Annotated in this window: 23 protein-coding genes; 6 read left to right on the top strand and 17 right to left on the bottom strand. The window is 35.6% G+C overall.

The genetic code is table 11. The features are described 5' to 3' along the window. Nucleotide 1: 1 nt before the first annotated feature. The 3 genes from virB9 to AAGD50_RS00635 all read right to left on the bottom strand — a co-directional run bounded on the left by virB9 (nt 2) and on the right by AAGD50_RS00635 (nt 1,742). A complete protein-coding gene (virB9, locus tag AAGD50_RS00645; RefSeq protein WP_010082330.1) occupies nt 2-784 on the bottom strand; it encodes a P-type conjugative transfer protein VirB9 in 783 nt (260 codons plus the stop codon). Between the two features lie 185 nt (nt 785-969). Further along, nucleotides 970-1,425 (bottom strand): outer membrane lipid asymmetry maintenance protein MlaD, encoded by a 456-nt coding sequence (mlaD, locus tag AAGD50_RS00640; protein ID WP_007548591.1) that lies wholly within the window; start codon nt 1,423-1,425, stop codon nt 970-972. A gap of 2 nt (nt 1,426-1,427) precedes the next feature. Further along, on the bottom strand, nt 1,428-1,742 hold the full coding sequence (locus tag AAGD50_RS00635) for an NADH-ubiquinone oxidoreductase subunit NDUFA12 family protein (protein WP_007548590.1): 315 nt from the start codon (nt 1,740-1,742) through the stop codon (nt 1,428-1,430). 64 nt (nt 1,743-1,806) lie between these two features. Here AAGD50_RS00635 and AAGD50_RS00630 point away from each other — a divergent pair, with 64 nt between their 5' ends. Genes AAGD50_RS00630 through purF form a run of 3 tightly spaced genes read left to right on the top strand, consistent with a single transcriptional unit; the run spans nt 1,807 to nt 5,841 of the window. Further along, nucleotides 1,807-3,273: a proton-conducting transporter membrane subunit gene (locus AAGD50_RS00630; RefSeq protein ID WP_341810060.1), complete on the top strand. Its 1,467-nt coding sequence runs from the start codon at nt 1,807-1,809 to the stop codon at nt 3,271-3,273. A 53-nt stretch (nt 3,274-3,326) separates the two neighbouring features. After that, a complete protein-coding gene (gene rodA / locus AAGD50_RS00625) occupies nt 3,327-4,430 on the top strand; it encodes a rod shape-determining protein RodA (RefSeq protein WP_264723846.1) in 1,104 nt (367 codons plus the stop codon). Between the two features lie 25 nt (nt 4,431-4,455). Then, a complete protein-coding gene (gene purF / locus AAGD50_RS00620) occupies nt 4,456-5,841 on the top strand; it encodes an amidophosphoribosyltransferase (RefSeq protein ID WP_341810059.1) in 1,386 nt (461 codons plus the stop codon). Between the two features lie 19 nt (nt 5,842-5,860). Here purF and AAGD50_RS00615 read toward each other — a convergent pair whose 3' ends face one another. From AAGD50_RS00615 to rsfS, 7 genes are all read right to left on the bottom strand, one after another. Beyond that, a complete protein-coding gene (locus AAGD50_RS00615) occupies nt 5,861-6,370 on the bottom strand; it encodes a DNA-3-methyladenine glycosylase (RefSeq protein ID WP_264723848.1) in 510 nt (169 codons plus the stop codon). Between the two features lie 402 nt (nt 6,371-6,772). Beyond that, nucleotides 6,773-7,747 carry a Holliday junction branch migration DNA helicase RuvB gene (ruvB, locus tag AAGD50_RS00610; protein WP_264723849.1) on the bottom strand — a complete coding sequence of 325 codons (975 nt, stop codon included), beginning with the start codon at nt 7,745-7,747 and terminating at the stop codon, nt 6,773-6,775. Continuing rightward, a complete protein-coding gene (ruvA, locus tag AAGD50_RS00605; RefSeq protein WP_341810058.1) occupies nt 7,744-8,325 on the bottom strand; it encodes a Holliday junction branch migration protein RuvA in 582 nt (193 codons plus the stop codon). The genes ruvB and ruvA overlap by 4 nt, the downstream gene beginning before the upstream one ends. Nucleotides 8,326-9,187: 862 nt before the next feature. Further along, nucleotides 9,188-9,517: an SWIM zinc finger domain-containing protein gene (locus AAGD50_RS00600; RefSeq protein WP_007548583.1), complete on the bottom strand. Its 330-nt coding sequence runs from the start codon at nt 9,515-9,517 to the stop codon at nt 9,188-9,190. Between the two features lie 628 nt (nt 9,518-10,145). Beyond that, nucleotides 10,146-11,396, bottom strand: a complete 1,251-nt coding sequence (gene tyrS / locus AAGD50_RS00595; RefSeq protein WP_265024513.1) for a tyrosine--tRNA ligase — start codon at nt 11,394-11,396, stop codon at nt 10,146-10,148. A gap of 1 nt (nt 11,397) precedes the next feature. Then, nucleotides 11,398-11,637 carry a hypothetical protein gene (locus tag AAGD50_RS00590; protein WP_010963049.1) on the bottom strand — a complete coding sequence of 80 codons (240 nt, stop codon included), beginning with the start codon at nt 11,635-11,637 and terminating at the stop codon, nt 11,398-11,400. Continuing rightward, nucleotides 11,628-11,945, bottom strand: coding sequence for a ribosome silencing factor (rsfS, locus tag AAGD50_RS00585; protein ID WP_006279567.1), 318 nt, complete (start codon nt 11,943-11,945; stop codon nt 11,628-11,630). Before rsfS ends, AAGD50_RS00590 begins: the two co-directional genes overlap by 10 nt. 179 nt (nt 11,946-12,124) lie before the next feature. Here rsfS and AAGD50_RS00580 point away from each other — a divergent pair, with 179 nt between their 5' ends. Genes AAGD50_RS00580 through AAGD50_RS00570 form a run of 3 tightly spaced genes read left to right on the top strand, consistent with a single transcriptional unit; the run spans nt 12,125 to nt 13,987 of the window. Then, a complete protein-coding gene (locus AAGD50_RS00580; RefSeq protein ID WP_022626414.1) occupies nt 12,125-12,742 on the top strand; it encodes an AAA family ATPase in 618 nt (205 codons plus the stop codon). Nucleotides 12,743-12,776: 34 nt separating this feature from the next. Next, entirely contained in the window at nt 12,777-13,223 is a 447-nt protein-coding gene (locus AAGD50_RS00575; protein ID WP_007548581.1) for an RNA pyrophosphohydrolase, read from the top strand. Beyond that, nucleotides 13,220-13,987, top strand: coding sequence for a TatD family hydrolase (locus AAGD50_RS00570; protein WP_264339544.1), 768 nt, complete (start codon nt 13,220-13,222; stop codon nt 13,985-13,987). Before AAGD50_RS00575 ends, AAGD50_RS00570 begins: the two co-directional genes overlap by 4 nt. Nucleotides 13,988-14,014: 27 nt before the next feature. Here AAGD50_RS00570 and mdh read toward each other — a convergent pair whose 3' ends face one another. The 7 genes from mdh to AAGD50_RS00535 are packed head-to-tail and all read right to left on the bottom strand — an operon-like array spanning nt 14,015 to nt 17,844. Beyond that, on the bottom strand, nt 14,015-14,965 hold the full coding sequence (gene mdh / locus AAGD50_RS00565) for a malate dehydrogenase (protein ID WP_007548577.1): 951 nt from the start codon (nt 14,963-14,965) through the stop codon (nt 14,015-14,017). Nucleotides 14,966-14,968: 3 nt separating this feature from the next. Continuing rightward, nucleotides 14,969-15,541, bottom strand: coding sequence for an NADH-quinone oxidoreductase subunit C (locus AAGD50_RS00560; RefSeq protein ID WP_006279573.1), 573 nt, complete (start codon nt 15,539-15,541; stop codon nt 14,969-14,971). Further along, nucleotides 15,534-16,040 (bottom strand): NuoB/complex I 20 kDa subunit family protein, encoded by a 507-nt coding sequence (locus tag AAGD50_RS00555; protein ID WP_006279574.1) that lies wholly within the window; start codon nt 16,038-16,040, stop codon nt 15,534-15,536. The genes AAGD50_RS00560 and AAGD50_RS00555 overlap by 8 nt, the downstream gene beginning before the upstream one ends. Nucleotides 16,041-16,043: 3 nt before the next feature. After that, entirely contained in the window at nt 16,044-16,397 is a 354-nt protein-coding gene (locus tag AAGD50_RS00550; RefSeq protein ID WP_006279576.1) for an NADH-quinone oxidoreductase subunit A, read from the bottom strand. A gap of 18 nt (nt 16,398-16,415) precedes the next feature. After that, complete coding sequence (locus AAGD50_RS00545) at nt 16,416-16,784, bottom strand: HIT domain-containing protein (protein WP_010082356.1); 369 nt, start codon at nt 16,782-16,784, stop codon at nt 16,416-16,418. A gap of 3 nt (nt 16,785-16,787) precedes the next feature. Beyond that, entirely contained in the window at nt 16,788-17,045 is a 258-nt protein-coding gene (locus AAGD50_RS00540) for a hypothetical protein (RefSeq protein WP_341810057.1), read from the bottom strand. Between the two features lie 16 nt (nt 17,046-17,061). Further along, nucleotides 17,062-17,844 (bottom strand): hypothetical protein, encoded by a 783-nt coding sequence (locus AAGD50_RS00535; protein WP_155969270.1) that lies wholly within the window; start codon nt 17,842-17,844, stop codon nt 17,062-17,064. Nucleotides 17,845-17,936 lie beyond the last annotated feature (92 nt).

Raw genomic sequence — 17,936 nt, 5'->3', positions numbered from 1 at the left:
TTTACCCTTTTTTGAAAGGTATGGTTTCATTAAATAGGCAAACTGTACTCGATCCATTCCTTAAGGTAAACACTGAACTTACCCTTTCGATTATCAGGTAGTTATCAACTGTACGGAAATTTACTAAAGACTCATATCCTGCAGAATCAACCATAAAAACTGCCGGAAAATCAGAGTTTATTTTATTGAATTGTAGATATGTAAATTTTCCGTCATCAAAAACCTTAATTGGTATTATTGACTGACTACCTTTGACGTGCGAGATGGAATAATTAAAATTTAATCCCTTCTTTACAACTTCAATATCATTGATATCAGGAATAATGGTATGACTAGCTTGTTCGAAGATATCACCGTTATTTGTTGTGTAAATCTCATCACTGCTAAATAGTGGATAAAGAAACCTTACTTCATATGCTAATCTTGGATCATCTAGTCCAGTTGCTTCTTCAGCATGAAGTTCAAAGTAATAAACTCTTTTATTGGTAATTATAGTTGCATTAGTATCGGCAATATCATCTATAGGCTTAATAAACAATCTATTACCTTGAGGAAGGAGTTGCCAACCAGTTGAATCACCCATTGAAAGGTTTTGTATTACCTCCCCTGGTTCAAACAATATACTGGACTGATAACCATAAAAACCCGTATACTTATGTATAGCTTGTGGGTTATAATTTATCACCTTTATGTGATTATCTCCAGCTATTGAACGTGGCTCCTGTTTTGCAAGTGCATCACTACCACAGAGGAACAACAGTACGGCAAACAGTAAACCAATCATAATATCAAAATAAATTAATTTTCATTTTATCATTGATAGACATGCACTGCAACTATTAAGGCACTTTCTATACTATAAACCCCAAAGCAAGCGGTAGAAAAGGCAAGAAATAAGGCAAACTCCTTAAATACTTTAGAACTACAGGAGGCTTTACCTGAACGGATATACTTGGAATCCTGCCATTTTCACTTTGTAAACATACCAAGAATTCTGTCCATTATTCCACCCATATTTGCTTCAGCTTGAGTATACTCTATTTTACCACCATGCAAGATTAGTTTAATATCTGATCCAGGTGATATATTAACAAATTTACTGCCAACAACTCCACTGCTAGTGATCAGAGCTGAACTATCAATTGGCAATTTTATGTCTTTGCTTATACACATATCGATTCGTGCTACGTAGGTAGCTTTGTCAAGTGATACACCAGTTATGCTTCCAACATCTACACCAGAGATCTTGACACTATCACCAACTCCTATACCGTTAGCGTTAGCAAAAAGACCATATATTTTATAGCAATCCTTATAGTTTTTCTTTATGTAAGATAGCTTATCAATAGCAAAGAAAATCAGAAAAATAGTAAAAATTAATACAAATAATCCAGCGGTTATTTCAAGTATATTTGACCTTCGCATCTTTAGTTATCAGGACTCCAGCTTTTATAGTAATTTTTCACTTTTTGGTTTGGATAGTATGCATCTTTTGTACCCGTTAAATTAGGAGTATGTTTTACTTTTCTTTTTTTATTATTAACTGGTACTACATTATCAGTATAGTGAAGCCATATATGCCATTCCGGAGGCACTGTTGTAGGCTCAGAGACACTGCTATACATAACCCACCTTTTTCCTTTACTTGATTCATAGTAAGAATTTCCATTTTCATCTCTTCCTACAAATTTATCTTCTCTTCGTAATAGGCGTTTTATTGCGTTACAAATTTTAGATAACATAAGGGTATTAAAACAAAAAGTATTATATATACTAATACTTTAACGATATATTAACAACAATTTAATGCAATTACCAATTTTACAAGTTATTATCCCAATAATTGCATCAATGTTTTGCTTTCTTGCCAAGAAACACAAGGTATCTTGGTTTATTTCTTTTATTGCAACAACAATCACTCTTATCATTTCATCAATACTACTCATTAAAACATATAAAGGCGAAATTATAACTTATCACCTTGGGGATTGGGCTCCCCCGTACGGCATAGAGTTAAGAATCGACGTGTTGAACTCCTTGATTCTAACTTTGGTGAATTTTATAGCGCTGATTAGCGTGCTTTATAGCTTTTATATTAACGAAAAAGAAATTAGCAAAAACAAAATCACTGGTTTTTACTCTCTATTTCTACTGTGCTTAAGCGGACTGTTCGGGATTCTAGTAACAAACGACATATTTAACCTTTACGTTTTCTTGGAAATTTCATCTCTTTCTTCTTATGTATTAGTTTCAATGGGAAGGGATAAAAAAGCCTTGGTTGCAGCATTTGAATATCTAATTAGTGGAACAATAGGTGCAACATTTTATTTATTTGGCATCGGGCTCTTGTATTCAATGACTGGAACGCTCAATATGTCTGACATGGCTGAAAGAATAGTTCCATTATACGATAACAACATCATAAAACTTGGCACGTTGTTCATTTTTGTTGGTCTCTCAATCAAAATGGCACTGTTTCCATTAAGCAGGTGGCTGGTTAATGCATATAGTGAGGCGCCAAGTTTCATTAGCATATTCTTTTCAGGCACAGTGACAAAAGTGATGATATATGTTTTCATCAGAATCTTTTATACTGTTTTTCATCAAAATTTTTTCTTGTTTAAGCCGCTACTGGACAATGTGATAATTATCCTCGCACTTTGCGCTATTGTATTTGGGTCGATATTTGCAATAACCGCAAAAGACATAAAAAGACTGCTTGCTCACTCTAGTATTAGCCAAATTGGTTATATAATTTTAGCACTGAGTTTTAACTCAAAAACAGGTGTATTTGCAGCAATTCTTCACATAGTAAACCACAGCATAATAAAAACATCTTTATTTATGGCTGCAGGATGTATTTCTTACAAATTTGATACAACAAAAATAGAGAATTTATCGGGACTCAAGAAATCAATGCCTTATACAGCACTTGCGTTCACTCTACTCAGTTTAGCATTAATCGGTGTGCCTTTAACAAATGGCTTTGTAAGCAAGTGGTATATAATGAAAGCAATTATCGAATCTCGCGCGTGGATTTCCCTGATAGCTTTTGCTGCCGGTTCTTTTCTTGCACTAATATACATGTGGAAGATGGTAGAGAAAATGTATTTTGAAAATGATGCAACGTCACGCACTAGAATGACACTAGGCAAAATTAATGATGTGCCATTTCCTATGCTTTTCTGTCTATTGTTTATGGCAGCTTTAACAGTAGTAACTGGAATATATGGCACTCCAATTCGGTTAGTAGTTGAGAAGTTGGTTTTTTGATTTTTATCTTTGTTTCATATTTTACTATACTTTAAGGTTATAAGGTCTTTATTGTGGGTAGGCTGAAGAAGATTCATTGGTTATTAGTCATTAACGTGATAGCGCTGTTTTGCGTTGGCATTGTTGTTCAATACTCTTCTGCTGGAGGAAAGTGGGTGCCATTTGCGATTCACCAACTGGTCATATTTTCCTTCTTTTTCCTACTCGCTATAGCTATGTCATTCATAGAGCTAGATTTTTATTTGAAGTACGCCTACTTTTTTTATATAGCAGCAGCGATTTCACTATTAGCAGTAAATTTTTTTGGCTCACACATAATGGGTGCAACAAGGTGGATAAGAATTGGATCAATTAGTTTGCAACCATCAGAATTTGCAAAAGTAGGCTTAATACTTGCGCTTGCTCGCTATTTTGATAAGCAGAGTATGTATAAAATGATGGAATTTAAAAGATTGCTTAAGGCACTTATAATTATTTTCTTACCCGTGTTCTTGGTGTTAAAGCAACCTAATTTAGGCACAGCTATGATAATGTTATTTATAGGGATATCAATTATATTCACAACAATAATAAAAAGATCTCATTCAGTAATATGTGGAACTCTTGGCATTTTTGCAGTACCGGCTATTTGGCCTTTTTTACGTCCTTATCACAAGCAAAGGATATTGTCATTTTTGGATTCATCAGTGGATCCACTTGGAATAGGTTATAATGCGCAGCAATCTCAGATAGCTATTGGTTCAGGGGGTTTACTTGGCAAGGGTTTTTTGAGTGGAAGTCAAACTCAACTTGGATTTTTGCCGGAGAAACGTACGGATTTTGCTTTTGCAGTGCTGAGTGAGGAGTGGGGCTTTTTAGGTAGCATGGCTTTAATTTTGCTTTATACCTCATTACTTGGAGTAATTTTCTCTATCGCTTATAGGTCGAAAAATTATTTTTCTAAGTCGGTATCTATCGGCATTTTCGCCTTTTTTAGCGCTCATTTTTTTGTAAACATTGGAATGTCAATAGGCCTCTTGCCTGTGATAGGCGATCCACTGCCATTTCTTTCCTATGGAGGAAGTACAACTGCTGCAAGCTTGATATGCATAGGATTATTGCTGGCAATAAAAGCAGATGAACAACAAAATGCTTGTATTTTACCTATGCTAAAGTAAAATTAAACTTTACTTAATAGTTTTTATGCTAGATGAAATGCGTGAGGAATGTGGGGTATTTGGCATAAGTTGCAACCAAAGTGCTGCTTTTAACTCTATACTTGCTCTCCACGCTTTGCAGCATAGAGGTCAAGAGTCTTTTGGCGTAGTAACCAGTAACAACGATAAGCTGCACTCTTATCACTTTCAAGGTCAAGTGAGCAGCGTATTTGATGATATAGATGAAATAAAGAAATCCTTACCTGGGGATTGTGCAATAGGTCATGTTCGATACTCAACAAGTGGTAGTAAATTTGGAGTGCAGCCCATGTTTGGCAAAAGTGGCAAATTTGGGAATTTTGCCATAGCACATAATGGTAATTTAATTAATATTTCTCCGATACGCAAACAATTAATTAAACAAGAGTGCGTTTTTCAGTCAGATATTGATACAGAAGTAGTAGTGCATCTGACAGCAAGCGGTGAAAAAGATAGCTTCTTAGAGAGTTTTATATATGCATTAAAGCAAATACAAGGTGCTTATTCTTTTGTGGCAATCAATCAAGAAGTAGTTATTGGAGTATGTGATCCGTCTGGAATCAGGCCTCTTGTTTTAGGAAAGTTAAACGGTTCTTACGTTCTTGCATCTGAAACTTGTGCTCTTGATATAGTAAATGCAGAATTTGTTAGAGAAATAGAACCAGGCGAATTAGTTACCATCAGTTCGGATAGTAAGCTAGCCTCAATGTTTCCTTTCCCACAGCAAAAATCAAGTTTTTGTATTTTTGAATACGTTTATTTTTCAAGACCAGACAGCATAATGGAGAATAGGTCTATATACGATACAAGAAAAGAAATAGGAAGAATACTTGCGAAGGAAAGTCCACCAAAAAACAATGTGGATATGATTGTACCAATACCTGATTCTGGAATACCTGCAGCTATTGGATATGCAAAGCATTCAGGGTTACCTATGGAACTGGGAATAATTCGTAATCATTACATAGGAAGAACTTTTATACAACCAACCGCTGAAGTACGTAAAGTTAGAATAAAATTAAAATTCAATGCTAATAAGCACACTTTGAAAGGTAAAAACATAATTTTAATAGATGATAGTATAGTGCGTGGTAGTACGTTAACAAATATAATAGTTATGCTAAAGGATGCAGGAGTAAAAGAGATTCACCTCAAAATTTCAAGCCCACCAATTAAGCATTCTTGTTTTTATGGAATAGATACGCCAGAGTGCAAAGATTTAATTGCTGCAAATAAATCTGTAGAGGAAATTAAGGAAGTTATAGGAGTAGATAGCCTAGCCTTCTTGAGTATTGATGGATTATATCAGGCTGTTAAAGGAGAAGTGCGTAACAATGCTACACCACAATATTGTGATGCTTGTTTCACTGGTGATTATCCGATTGGCAAATAGTCTACGCAAGATCTTAAGTTTAGAAAATCTTAAACCGCCAAAATTTCTCTTGGCCTTTACTAATTCCGATTCTCGGAGTGCAAATATAATCTGGTTTGAGGTGAGATTCATAAACACAAAATTCGTGGCTTATAGTGAGGTCCAGTTTGTTGTGTTCTTTTATAATATTTAATCTTTTACACAATATTCCTGGCCCACCTAAATTTGCTTCAAGTGGTTCAATAAGCTTTAATCCCCGTATTAACACTGCTGCTGGGAACCCTTCTGTTTCTGTTACAATATTTAAACAGTAATACATTCCATATATAAAATACACGTATGAAAACCCCGGCATACCAAACATTACTGAGGTTCGGTTAGTATAGCCTCTTGCCGCGTGACAAGCTGGGTCATTCATTCCTATATAGGCTTCAACTTCGGTTATTATTCCACTAAAGTTAGAAAATTTGAGGACTTTTCCCAATAACTCTCCAGCTACAGTTAAGGTCGGCCGCTCGTAGAAATTTCTTGGCAGTATTGTGCTACCCATTTTTTATTTTTGTTCTGAGGTTCTATATAGAGTTCAGTTTAAGAATTTCTGGATCCCAGTGTCAAGCACTGGGATGACAAGAAGGGGAGCTACTTGAATGACAAGAAAATGGTACTGGCATAATAAGAAAGAAACATTGAGATGGTGAAAGAGAGAATATATGCAAGCAGTCACCCATAGGGTAGCGCGTGACGCTGGAATCCAGTTTTCTCCTATTACCCAAACCATAGCTTAATTAGTTAGAATAGCATAACTAGCGAGTACGAAATGGAGAAGTTTTAATTTGAACTACAGTTTCAGTGCTATTTAACACATATGCCTTCATACAAAAAGATGCCAGTATATGATATTATGCCAATCAATATATATATAATTGAATTATGGTAGAAAAGCTCTCTAATATTAAAGGCTCAAATACTCCTTTGCTTGATCGGTTAGAACGCGCCCTCTTGGTGTGCGCTTTACAAAACTAATTTTGATTAAATAAGGTTCTACTGTTTCTTCAATATTGCCAACATCCTCGGATAGCGCAATAGATATAGTGTCAATTCCAACAGGCCCTGAGGTGTTGAATAAAAATCTTAGATAATGCATATCAAGTTTATTGAGTCCCATTTTGTCTACACCCAATTTTAGCAATACAGAATCAGCAACTTCATAAGTGATTTTTTTATCATCTTTCACTTCAACAAAATCCCTTATTCTCCTCAGTAATCTCAAAGCAATTCTTGGAGTGCCACGTGCACGGCAGGCAATTTCCCGCGCGGCATCCTCTGCAATTTCAGCAGAAAGAACTCTTGCGCCTCTTTTTATAATATCGACTAGCTCCTCAAAAGAATAAAACTCAAGGTGCAAAGGAATGCCAAAACGATCTCTGAGTGGCGCAGAAAGTAATCCAAGCCGCGTTGTTGCTCCAATTAGCGTAAATGGTGGTAGATCTATCCTTAAAGTGCGAGTAGATGGACCTTCACCTACTAATATGTCCAGGCAAAAATCTTCCATAGCAGTATATAAAACTTCTTCGATGCTGCGATTTAATCTATGGATTTCGTCGATAAATAGAACATCTTTTGCATTTAAAGTGGTAAGCACTGCAGCCAAGTCCCCAGCTTTACTAAGTAAAGGACCAGAAGTTGCGCGAAAGCTAACTCTTAATTCTTTAGAAACAATTTGTGCTAAAGTTGTTTTGCCAAGCCCTGGAGGACCGTACAATAAGACGTGATCTAAAGCTTCAGTTCTCGTCTGTGCAGCGTTTATAAACACTTTTAAATTTTGTATTAAGTCTTTTTGCCCGACAAAATCATCAAGTTGCTCAGGCCTGATGTTAATATTGCGCACATCTTCAGTATATTCTTTACCGCACGATATTGATTTCATAATGTTAAGAGCTCCTTAAGCGCCATGCGAATAATATCCTTAGTATCCAGGTTTGACGATTCGTCTTGTATTTTTTTTATCGTATCATAAGCTTTCATTTTTTCATACCCAAGATTGATCAATGCTGAAAGGGCATCTTCATTAATTGGATTAAAGTTATTGTTATTTATTTCTAGTTTACTTACTTTGCCACTCAATTCAGTGATGATTCGATTTATGAGTTTCAAGCCAAGTCCACTCATCTTGAGTGCTACTTTATCTTCATTCATAATTGCAAAAAATAGCTGTTCTGGAGTTAATTTACTCAAAATTGACATTGCAGTTTTATAGCTAACGCCGCTTACTTTGACAAGCAACCTCAAGCACTGCTGTTCTTCTTTGCTTATAAAACCATATAGCTGAGCGACATTTTCTCTGTTATTTGCATAGGTTTCGATAAGTAATTTGATTCTACTTCCAATTGCACAAGCACTTAAAGTTTTGGCTGAAAGATACACCATATAGCCAACATCATTCACGTTCAGGATTATGTGATCACTGCGCACTTCATCAACTATTCCGCTTAGATTTCCTATCATTTTTAGCACTGTATAGGGTTCAGTTTAAATACTCCTGGATCTTAGGTCAAGCAAACGAACATTATAACAGGGAAACGTGGCTAAAAAACCACTTGACAAACTCCGCCAGCCCCCTTATCATAAACACTGAAGCTATTTATTTATCTTCTCTGTACAGATTAAATGACAAAAAAACTCACGTATCTGGCGTATCATGTTTAATTTTTTGCACTATATGCACCTTATGTCTTATAAAATTTCTACCTACATAAGCTGAAACGCGCTTATAAAGCGTTTAAAACATAAAAAAACGCCAACTTAAAAAATGGATAGTGAATAACTAGCTACCCTAGGGTTTCTTTTGCCTTTTTTTCTGTTTAGTAAATTTCTTAACGTTTATAATTTAGATTAGTTGCGGTTTAAAAGTAGCTGAATCGCGGTTATTAAGTGTTTAGAATAAAAAAACGCCATACTTGAAAGTATAATGTAAGTAATTAGCCAATTATGGGGCTTTTTTTGCCTTTTTTTTCGTTTGGTAAATTTCTTAATGTTTATAGCTAAACGACAACCGTCATCCCGCTGCTTGTTAGCGGGATCTATGCTAAGAGATACCGCGGATGAATCGCGCGGTATGACGGTTCGTGGTGGCATCTCGTCATCCCGCTACGTGTTAGCGGCTAAGAGATACCGCGGCGGTATGACGTCTTAGCCATAGATTACCTGATCTCACCATCTTTCCGGTTGTTTTATACATAATTCTCGGATTTTGAAAGTTCACTTTGAATAAATTGCTCATATTCTTTATCCTCTAGTTCTTCAAAAATCTCAGGATAATGTTTACTGGAACGAGTAATTATTGAAATTAGCTCTTGCTTTGTTTTTCTTAGTAAAACCTTTCAAAGAGAGTCTGTTCATCTGGGCGCGCAGACGATCGATACTCCTTTCTATCAAGTGCAACCAAAGCAAAACCTGTTGCAGCCATATGCTTACATGGACCATAATACACAAATGCAGGACAGGAACATGTTCCACTCAAAAGAGGACCATCGTGCTTTAGTGTTACTCGATATACATTTGATCCAACTACCTTTGATTTAGCTTGAGATTCATTAACAGATATAATCTGTACCTTTCTTTTGTCAAAATAATCCCTTCCTCTGGAGCGGTAGGGTTCTTTGATAAGACCTGTGATATCTTTATAATACAGTCTCATTTTTACCTCCTTTAAAACCCTCAATTTTCTAATATATCCTTTCTTCCATAAAAATTTATTAACTCACCACGACTTTTATATGGCCCTGCGGACAATTTTATAGTGCTATAGCTAACTCAAGAAAGGTTTCCCTACGTCATACCGCGATTCATTCCATAACTGTATGAACATTCATTTTTGAAGGTAAATTGCACAGCAAATGGTGTCATGAAAGTAGCTGACACTGGAATCCAGCCTTGCCGTAATCTCATCAAGAACGTTGTGTTTTAACATAAAACGGCTACTTTTATACTTACCAACTTAATAAAATTCCTGGATCCCAGTGTCAAGCACTGGGATGACAAGAAGAGGGTACTTGGATAAGAGGCATTGCCCTCCTGGTAGGCCCAAATTGCAATGTCCGTACAGTTATGGATTCATTCGCGGTATAGATTCCGCTAATGAGTAGCGGAATGACGAATTTGTTGTTTTTCAAATTGTAGGTAAACCTAAGCCACTTTAGCTATATATAATAGAATTTCGCTTTCTACTATCTTTCCAGTTGTTTTATACATAATTCTCGAATTTTGAAAATTTGCTCCATATCTAATTTCTCACTTGTATAAAATTTGTTTTCTTACTTCGAGACCTAATCTACCACAACTTTTATATGGCGTTTCTTTCCTGCAGATAATTTTATAAATGGCTGATCTTTAAAGCTCTCGAAATTTATTACATGATCAATATTGTTTACAACATTATCATTAATCTTGCATCCGTTGCCCTGTATTAAACGCTTTGCAGCGCCTTTTGAAGGTTCAAAACCGGTGTCATGTAGTAGGTCTACTAAGGATATGCCACTTGCCACTTGTTCTTTTTTTATGATGTAATCAGGAAGTAGTGAGCTATCTTCATTCTCAAAAGCAGAAATTGCAGCAAATTGTGCAAGTTCCGCTTCTTTGTCACCATGACATATTTTTGTCACTTCTGTTGCCAAGACCTTTTTTGCTTCATTTATTTCTTGATCCTTTAAAGACTCTAATTTTCTAATCTCATCAATTGGCACATCAGTGAGCAATCTTAAAAAACGTCCAACATCTTGATCATCAACGTTGCGAAAATATTGCCAGTAGTCGTAAGGCTTTAGCATATTATCATCAAGCCACACTGCTCCACTTTCAGTTTTGCCCATTTTTTTTCCTTGTGCATTTAATAAAAGAGGCATGGTAAGGCCAAATAGCTCAGGTAAATTCAACTTTTTTCCAAGTTCAATTCCTTTTACTATATTTCCCCACTGGTCTGACCCTCCAATCTGCAGACGACAATCATATTTTTTGTTTAATTCAATAAAGTCGTAAGCTTGCAATAGCATGTAATTAAATTCCAGAAAGCTTAAGGTTTGCTCTCTATCCAGCCTGGTTTTCACACTATCAAAACTTAGCATACGATTTACAGAAAAATAAGCTCCTATATCACGCAAAAAATCTATGTATTTTATGTTATCCAACCAATCTGCGTTATTTACTATCATTGCACCAGTCTTGCTGTCATTAAAAGACACCATTTTTTCTAATATTCTCCTTATACTGGATGTATTTTGATTGATGTTCTCTACAGGCAAGATGCTTCTTGCTTTATCTTTGAAGGATGGGTCACCAATTTTTGTTGTGCCACCTCCAAGTAAGACTATCGGCTTATAACCAAATTTTTGTAGGTGACAGAGCATCATAATCTGAATTAGGTGACCAGCATGAAGACTTGGTGCTGTGCAATCAAACCCAATGTATGCAACTATATAATTGCTCTGCAATAATAATTGATCTAGTCCTTCAATGTTTGTGCATTGGTATAGGTACCCTCTTTCTTGGATGAAATTTAAAAATTCAGATGCGTGTTTCATTTTATAAACCCCAGTCTATCCTGTCATTAATGCCGAAGGTAACCCTAATAGAGAAGCCAGTGCCCAGACACTGGAACTTAATTATAAACAAGCACACTATACAACGTTTTCGATGAAATTGCATGAAAAACTGGATTCCAGTGTCAGCTACTTTCATGACACCACTACCTGTGCAGGAGTTGCCTTCAAAATTACAACGTTTGTGCAGTTGTGCACCAGCTATCCAGGCAATCAGTTCCATAACTCTTCTATTTTATAATACTCCCTTACTTCCGGCCTGAATATGTGAACCATTATGCCTTGAAAATTCAAAACTACCCAATTGCCTTCATCCATACCTTCTACATCTATTTTATCATGTGGCTTGAGGCTTTTTATTACGTGCTCAGCTAAAGCTTTAACGTGACGGCTTGAATCACCAGATGCAATAATCATATATTTTGCAATAACGGTTTTATTCTGCACATCAAAAGTTACTATATCATGACCTTTATTTTGATCTATTATCTCTTCAATTGTACTTCTTATCGATTCCATATCGCTAAGCATTGTTTACAGGTTATATGATTCATTTATAATTATATACTCAAAATTTCTAAATATGAACTATTTTCAACGCAACTACTTGTTAAAGGTATTACCTGCATCTATTTTATCATCATGTTTTTAGCATGTACAATGTATATACTTTTTATATAATTGAAAATAGCTTTTTACTAGTATTCATTATGGGCAAGACTCTCATCTACTTAATCGGCTTTCCAGGCAGTGGTAAGTTTACTACTGCAAAGGAACTGTGTAAAATCATTGGTGCAGTAATAGTAAGCAATAATCTATTCAATAATATTATATTTGATATTGTTAAATTACAAAACGCTGAAGTTCCAGATGACCTATGGGAAAAAATTTTTGCAGTTAGGGAAAATGTATTAGCAATACTGGAAAAACACTACGTAAAATCAAAACATTATATATTTACAAATGAATTGATAGAGGGTGATCCCTATGACCAAAGATTATATAACTCAGTGGTAAATTTAAGTAAAAAAATGGACATGGAAATTTTTTCTGTAGTATTACATTGTAATAATGAAAAACTAGTAAGACGTGTCCAATCAGAAGAGAGATATCAGGAAAATAAAATTACTGATCCGGATTTTGCTATAAAGAAAATTGAAGGGAAAAGGCTATTTATACCTGAGGGTTCGCTTGAAATTGATAACTCGAACTTGAGTGCAAAGGAAGTTGCAAAGAAAATTGTTGAAGAGATGAAGAAAGAAAAAAATGGAAAATTAATTAAAACTTCTGTAACAAATCATTTAAAAACAGAGCGTACTCGTGGTTGAGCAGAAAGATAAGTACCGTCCTTGTGTTGGCATAATGCTATTTAACAGACAAGGACATGCCTTTATTGGAAAACGCTTTGATAGCGATTCTTACTGGCAGATGCCACAAGGAGGTGTTGATGATGGTGAGGAACTGGAACAAGCAGCGTTACGTGAGTTGCTAGAGGAGGTTGGTACTAATAAAGTAAAGGTTATAACTAAAAGCAAGGATTGGATATACTACAACTTGCCTGAAGAAGTTATACCAATATGCTGGAATGGAAAATATTCTGGTCAAAAGCAAAGGTGGTTCTTAATGAAGTTTTGCGGAGAGGATGAGGACATTGATATTAATTATACTGGTCATCCAGAGTTCAAAGAGTGGCGTTGGCAAGGTATAGATAGTTTAGTAGCCAGTGCTATATCATTTAAAAAAGAAGTTTATAAAACAGTGATAGAAGAGTTTTCTTCTATAATAAAAGCCTCAACAATAAGCTCATGATAGTAGATTCTCATTGCCACTTGATTTATTTTTCTGACGATGAAATACCAAAAGTAATTTCAAGGGCAGAGCAAAATGGTGTAAAGGTTTTGCATAACATATGCGTAAGCATTGACGATGTTCCTAAGTTATTAAAAATTTCTTCATCCTATGATCAGGTCTACTCCTCTGTTGGTATACATCCGCTTGATGCTGCTATAGAAAACGGTGAGTGTATACATGTTGATGAATTAGTTGAATTTACCAAAAATCAAAAGGTAATTAGTATCGGTGAAACCGGGTTAGATTTTTATAAATCTGACAACAAAGACAATCAGAAAAAAAGTTTTGCATTACATATAGAAGCGTCAAGAATAACTGGACTACCTTTAGTTATTCACACAAGAAGCGCTGATAATGAGATGATCGATATGTTAAGGTCAGAAATGAAAGCCGGTGCTTTTAGTGGAGTAATGCACTGCTTTGCTTCCTCTAAAGAACTTGCTGATCAATCTATAGATTTGGGGTTATATATTTCATTTTCTGGAATTATTACTTTTAAAAATGCGAGCTTACTCAGAGAAATTGCACAAAATGTACCACGCGAGCGTGTTTTAGTCGAAACTGATGCACCATATCTATCACCTGAGCCTTATAGGGGAAAAAAGAATGAACCAGCAATGGTGAAATACGTTGTTGATTGTTTGGCAGAGTTGTGGAATGAGTCACCAGAACAAGTAGCGAAGGTAACCACAAGCAACTTTTTTAGGCTGTTTGAGCTATAAAGAAGCTCTATAAAACCATTAATTTGCTTATGAACCTAAAGATTTCACCAGCTCTCTCACCGAGTTTACAGACTTATTAAACATTTCTTGTTCACTATCATTCATTTTAACTTCTAGGATCTTTTCAATTCCGTTTTTTCCAATAATTACAGGAACACCAATAAACAACTCTTCTACACCATATTCACCATTAAGGTAAGCAGCACATGGTAATATGCGCCTCTTATCTTTTAAATATGATTCTAACATGCATATAGCTGAAGATGCAGGAGCGTAGTATGCAGATCCAGACTTAAGCAGATCAACTATTTCTTTACCGCCATTGCGAGTGCGTTCAACTATTTCATCGACTTTTTTCTGTGTGATAAGACCCATATCGATAATTTGAGTAAGTGGAACTCCAGCAACTGAAGCACAATTGATTAGTGGTACCATAGTGTCGCCATGTCCTCCAAGCACAAAAGCAGATATATCTTCAACTGAGATATTTAACTCACTTGCAAGAAAGTAACGAAAACGGGAAGAATCAAGCACTCCTGCCATGCCAACAATCATATTAGTTGGAAGGTTTGAAAATTTATGCACCACTGAAACCATGGCATCCAAAGGGTTGGTAACCACTATTACAAACGCGTTTGGAGAATATTTTTTAATATTTTCGCCAACCTCCTTCATTACTTTAGCATTGGTTTGCAGGAGGTCATCCCTGCTCATTCCAGGTTTTCTAGCGATGCCAGCGGTTATTATAATTGCATCGGAGTTTTTTATATCTTCATACCTATTTGTGCCAGTAATATTGACATTAAATCCATCAATAGGGGATGATTCTGCTATGTCGAGTGCTTTACCTTGTGGTATTCCATCACTAATATCAAGTAAAACAACATCACCGAGTTCCCTTAGTGCAATCATATGGGTGAGAGTTCCACCGATATTTCCTGCACCGATTAAAGATATTTTTTTTCTTTGTACTGTCATTTTCTACTCCTTTGTATTTACTTTTATGGTTTTACCTTCCCAAGGCGATAAGCTATCAAACATACGAAAATCTTGCGGTAAATCTATAGGATTATACACAACCTTTTTTGTCTCTATATCATATCTTACTTCCTCATAACCAGTGAGAGGGAAATCTTTTAACATTGGATGACCTTTGAATCCATAGTCTGTTAGAATCCTACGCAAATCAGGGTGATCAGAAAACTCTATTCCATACATATCAAACACTTCACGCTCAAACCACAAAGCCGTACTAAATATCTTCGCTACACTTGGAGGCATGTCGCTTTCACATAACTGAAGCTTTATGTGTACTCTAATATTATGCACAATGCTGAGCAGATTGTATATTAGCTCGAAACGCTTCTCTCTATTTGGATAGTCAACCCCAAAAATATCAACTAATAGTTCAAACCTACACTTTTCATCATCACGTAGAAAGAATAGGTACTTTTCAATTTCATCTAAAGTTGAATATATTACAATAATGCCATCATCTTTTTGAATGCACTCGCATTTGGTCTTTTTTTGTATATACTTTGCAGTTTTATCCATTCCGAGTCCGTTTTATTTTGTTTTGTAGGCATAGCATTCCATATAGCAACGCCTCAGCGGTTGGTGGGCATCCAGGGACATACACGTCAACTGGCACAATTCTATCACAGCCTCGGACTACTGAATAAGAGTAATGGTAATAACCACCACCATTTGCACAACTTCCCATGGAAATAACATACTTCGGGTCTGCCATTTGATCATAAACCTTGCGCAATGCTGCTGCCATTTTATTAGTTAGTGTGCCAGCAACAATCATCACATCTGATTGACGTGGGCTTGCACGAAACATTATACCATATCTATCAAGATCATAACGGCTGGATGCAGTATGCATCATCTCAACTGCGCAACATGCAAGACCAAATGTCATTGGCCACAATGAACCAGACCTTGCCCAATTCATTACATAATCTGTTAAATCACCAAATTTAGTGACAAGAAACCCTTCTTTTTTATAACGACCCCAGTCATCATTAGATAGAATTTGATTTGTCATAAACTACTCCCACTCTAATGCACCTTTACACCATTCATAGATAAAACCTATAGTGAGTATTGCAAGAAATACCATCATAGACCAAAATCCACCATAGCTTATCTTAGATAAAGAAACAGCCCAAGGAAAAAGAAAAGCAATTTCTAAGTCAAATATTATAAATAATATTGAAACTAGATAAAATTTAATGTCAAAATTTTTTCTTGCACTGGATAGTGGATTGAAGCCACACTCATATGTGGAAAGCTTTTCACCATCTGGCTTACTCACTGCAAGAAACATAGGCAATATACCTAAAGCAAAAGATACTACAATTGATACGCAGATAAAGATTACTATGGTTAAATATTCGCTCATTTAACAAAACATATAACACTATGAGTTTACATGCTTTCCTAACTTTTTACCACCTAAAATATGCACGTGAAAGTGTGGTACAACCTGCTCTCCATTTTCACCGTAGTTAGTGACTAATCTATATCCTGTTTTTTCTAGATTATATTTGTGTGCTATCTCTCTTACAGTTTTGAAGAAATCCGCTATTTCCTCTTCAGGAGCTTTTAGAATGAAATCATCATATGAAATATATTGATTTTTTGATATAACTAAAATATGAACTGGTGCGTCAGGGTACTTATCATGAAAAGCTAGTACATTTTCATTTTCATGTACCTTCTCACAAGGTAACTCACCTCTTAATATTTGAGCAAAGATGTTATCGCTATCATAAACTTCATTGCTCATATTTTAAGAGCGACCTTTCCCTCTTTCTTCGTTTTTCTCTACATTAGGTGCAGATAGTGGTTTTATCGCTTCACCAGAAGCATCTTCAAGATTTAAAGAGCTTACAAGTTCCCTTACTTTTACCATGTCCTGCTGTTCTTTCAAAAAGGGTTCTATTCCACTTACCCTTTTTCCAGTAATAACTCCTGGTTGTAAGTGATACATATCCCCAGGAACAGTTAGACTATGATGTCTTTCCTCTATTTTTTTAGCTTCACTCATAATACTCCCCTATAACTTATTTTTGCATTCCACAACTTTGCGACTTACCTGCTTTTATAGCTTCTTGCGCCCATTTTTTCTCACCTGAAGCTATAGTTTCTGAAGGCTGACCAACATCAGACTTCACAACTTTGTCTGATGACTGCTTTTGATCATCATATTCCTTATACAATTTTTCTGCAATACCATACAGCAATTTTAAGTCTGTGTGAACTTTAAATTCTCCGCCAGTAATTTTTGCTAGCTTTTTAAGGTTGCCACCAACTCCTTCAGCTCCTTCAGCAATTTTTTCAAGAGCAAGCTCTTTTATTCTTTTCTCATCAATTCCTGGATTGTTCTTTTTGATGTCTTCAATTATTTTTTTAACATCAACTTCAATTACAACTTTGTTTTCTTCTTTAAAGATAGTTACATTTGGCAGGTTTTGCTTTATTTCACCTAATCGTTCTGGCGTCAAATAGGGTATATCCCCTGTCAGAGTCCTTGATGCTAAAAAAGTTACCTTTCCTGTTCCTTTCTTTTGCTCCATTATTTGGACACCAAGATCCTCACTAGCTTGTGTGGTTTCTATAGGTGGATCATATTCTTCAAGTGGGTTGCCAATAATAGAACGTCCGCCATTTTTTATGTCGTGCCGCATTTCATCCCAGGACTTAAACCAATTCTTTGGCCATATAGGGTACACTGCACCCTTGACTAGAACTTTTACACCTCTACCCAGAAAACTTCCTACTCCCGAAGCTGCATTACCAACTTTAGCTAGTATAGAAGTAGATTTTTCATTTTTTCCTGTGAACATACATACCTCCAAGGTACTTTCTACAACTAAATACATTTTAATTATAGACGAAAAAATTTAAACTTCTATATTCATTATAAGATAGAATTATA

The organism is Wolbachia endosymbiont (group A) of Apotomis capreana, from assembly GCF_964027025.1.
Lineage (GTDB): Bacteria > Pseudomonadota > Alphaproteobacteria > Rickettsiales > Anaplasmataceae > Wolbachia > Wolbachia pipientis.
The sequence above is the reverse complement of the archived record's forward strand: the minus strand, read 5'-3'. Positions and strand labels throughout refer to the sequence as shown.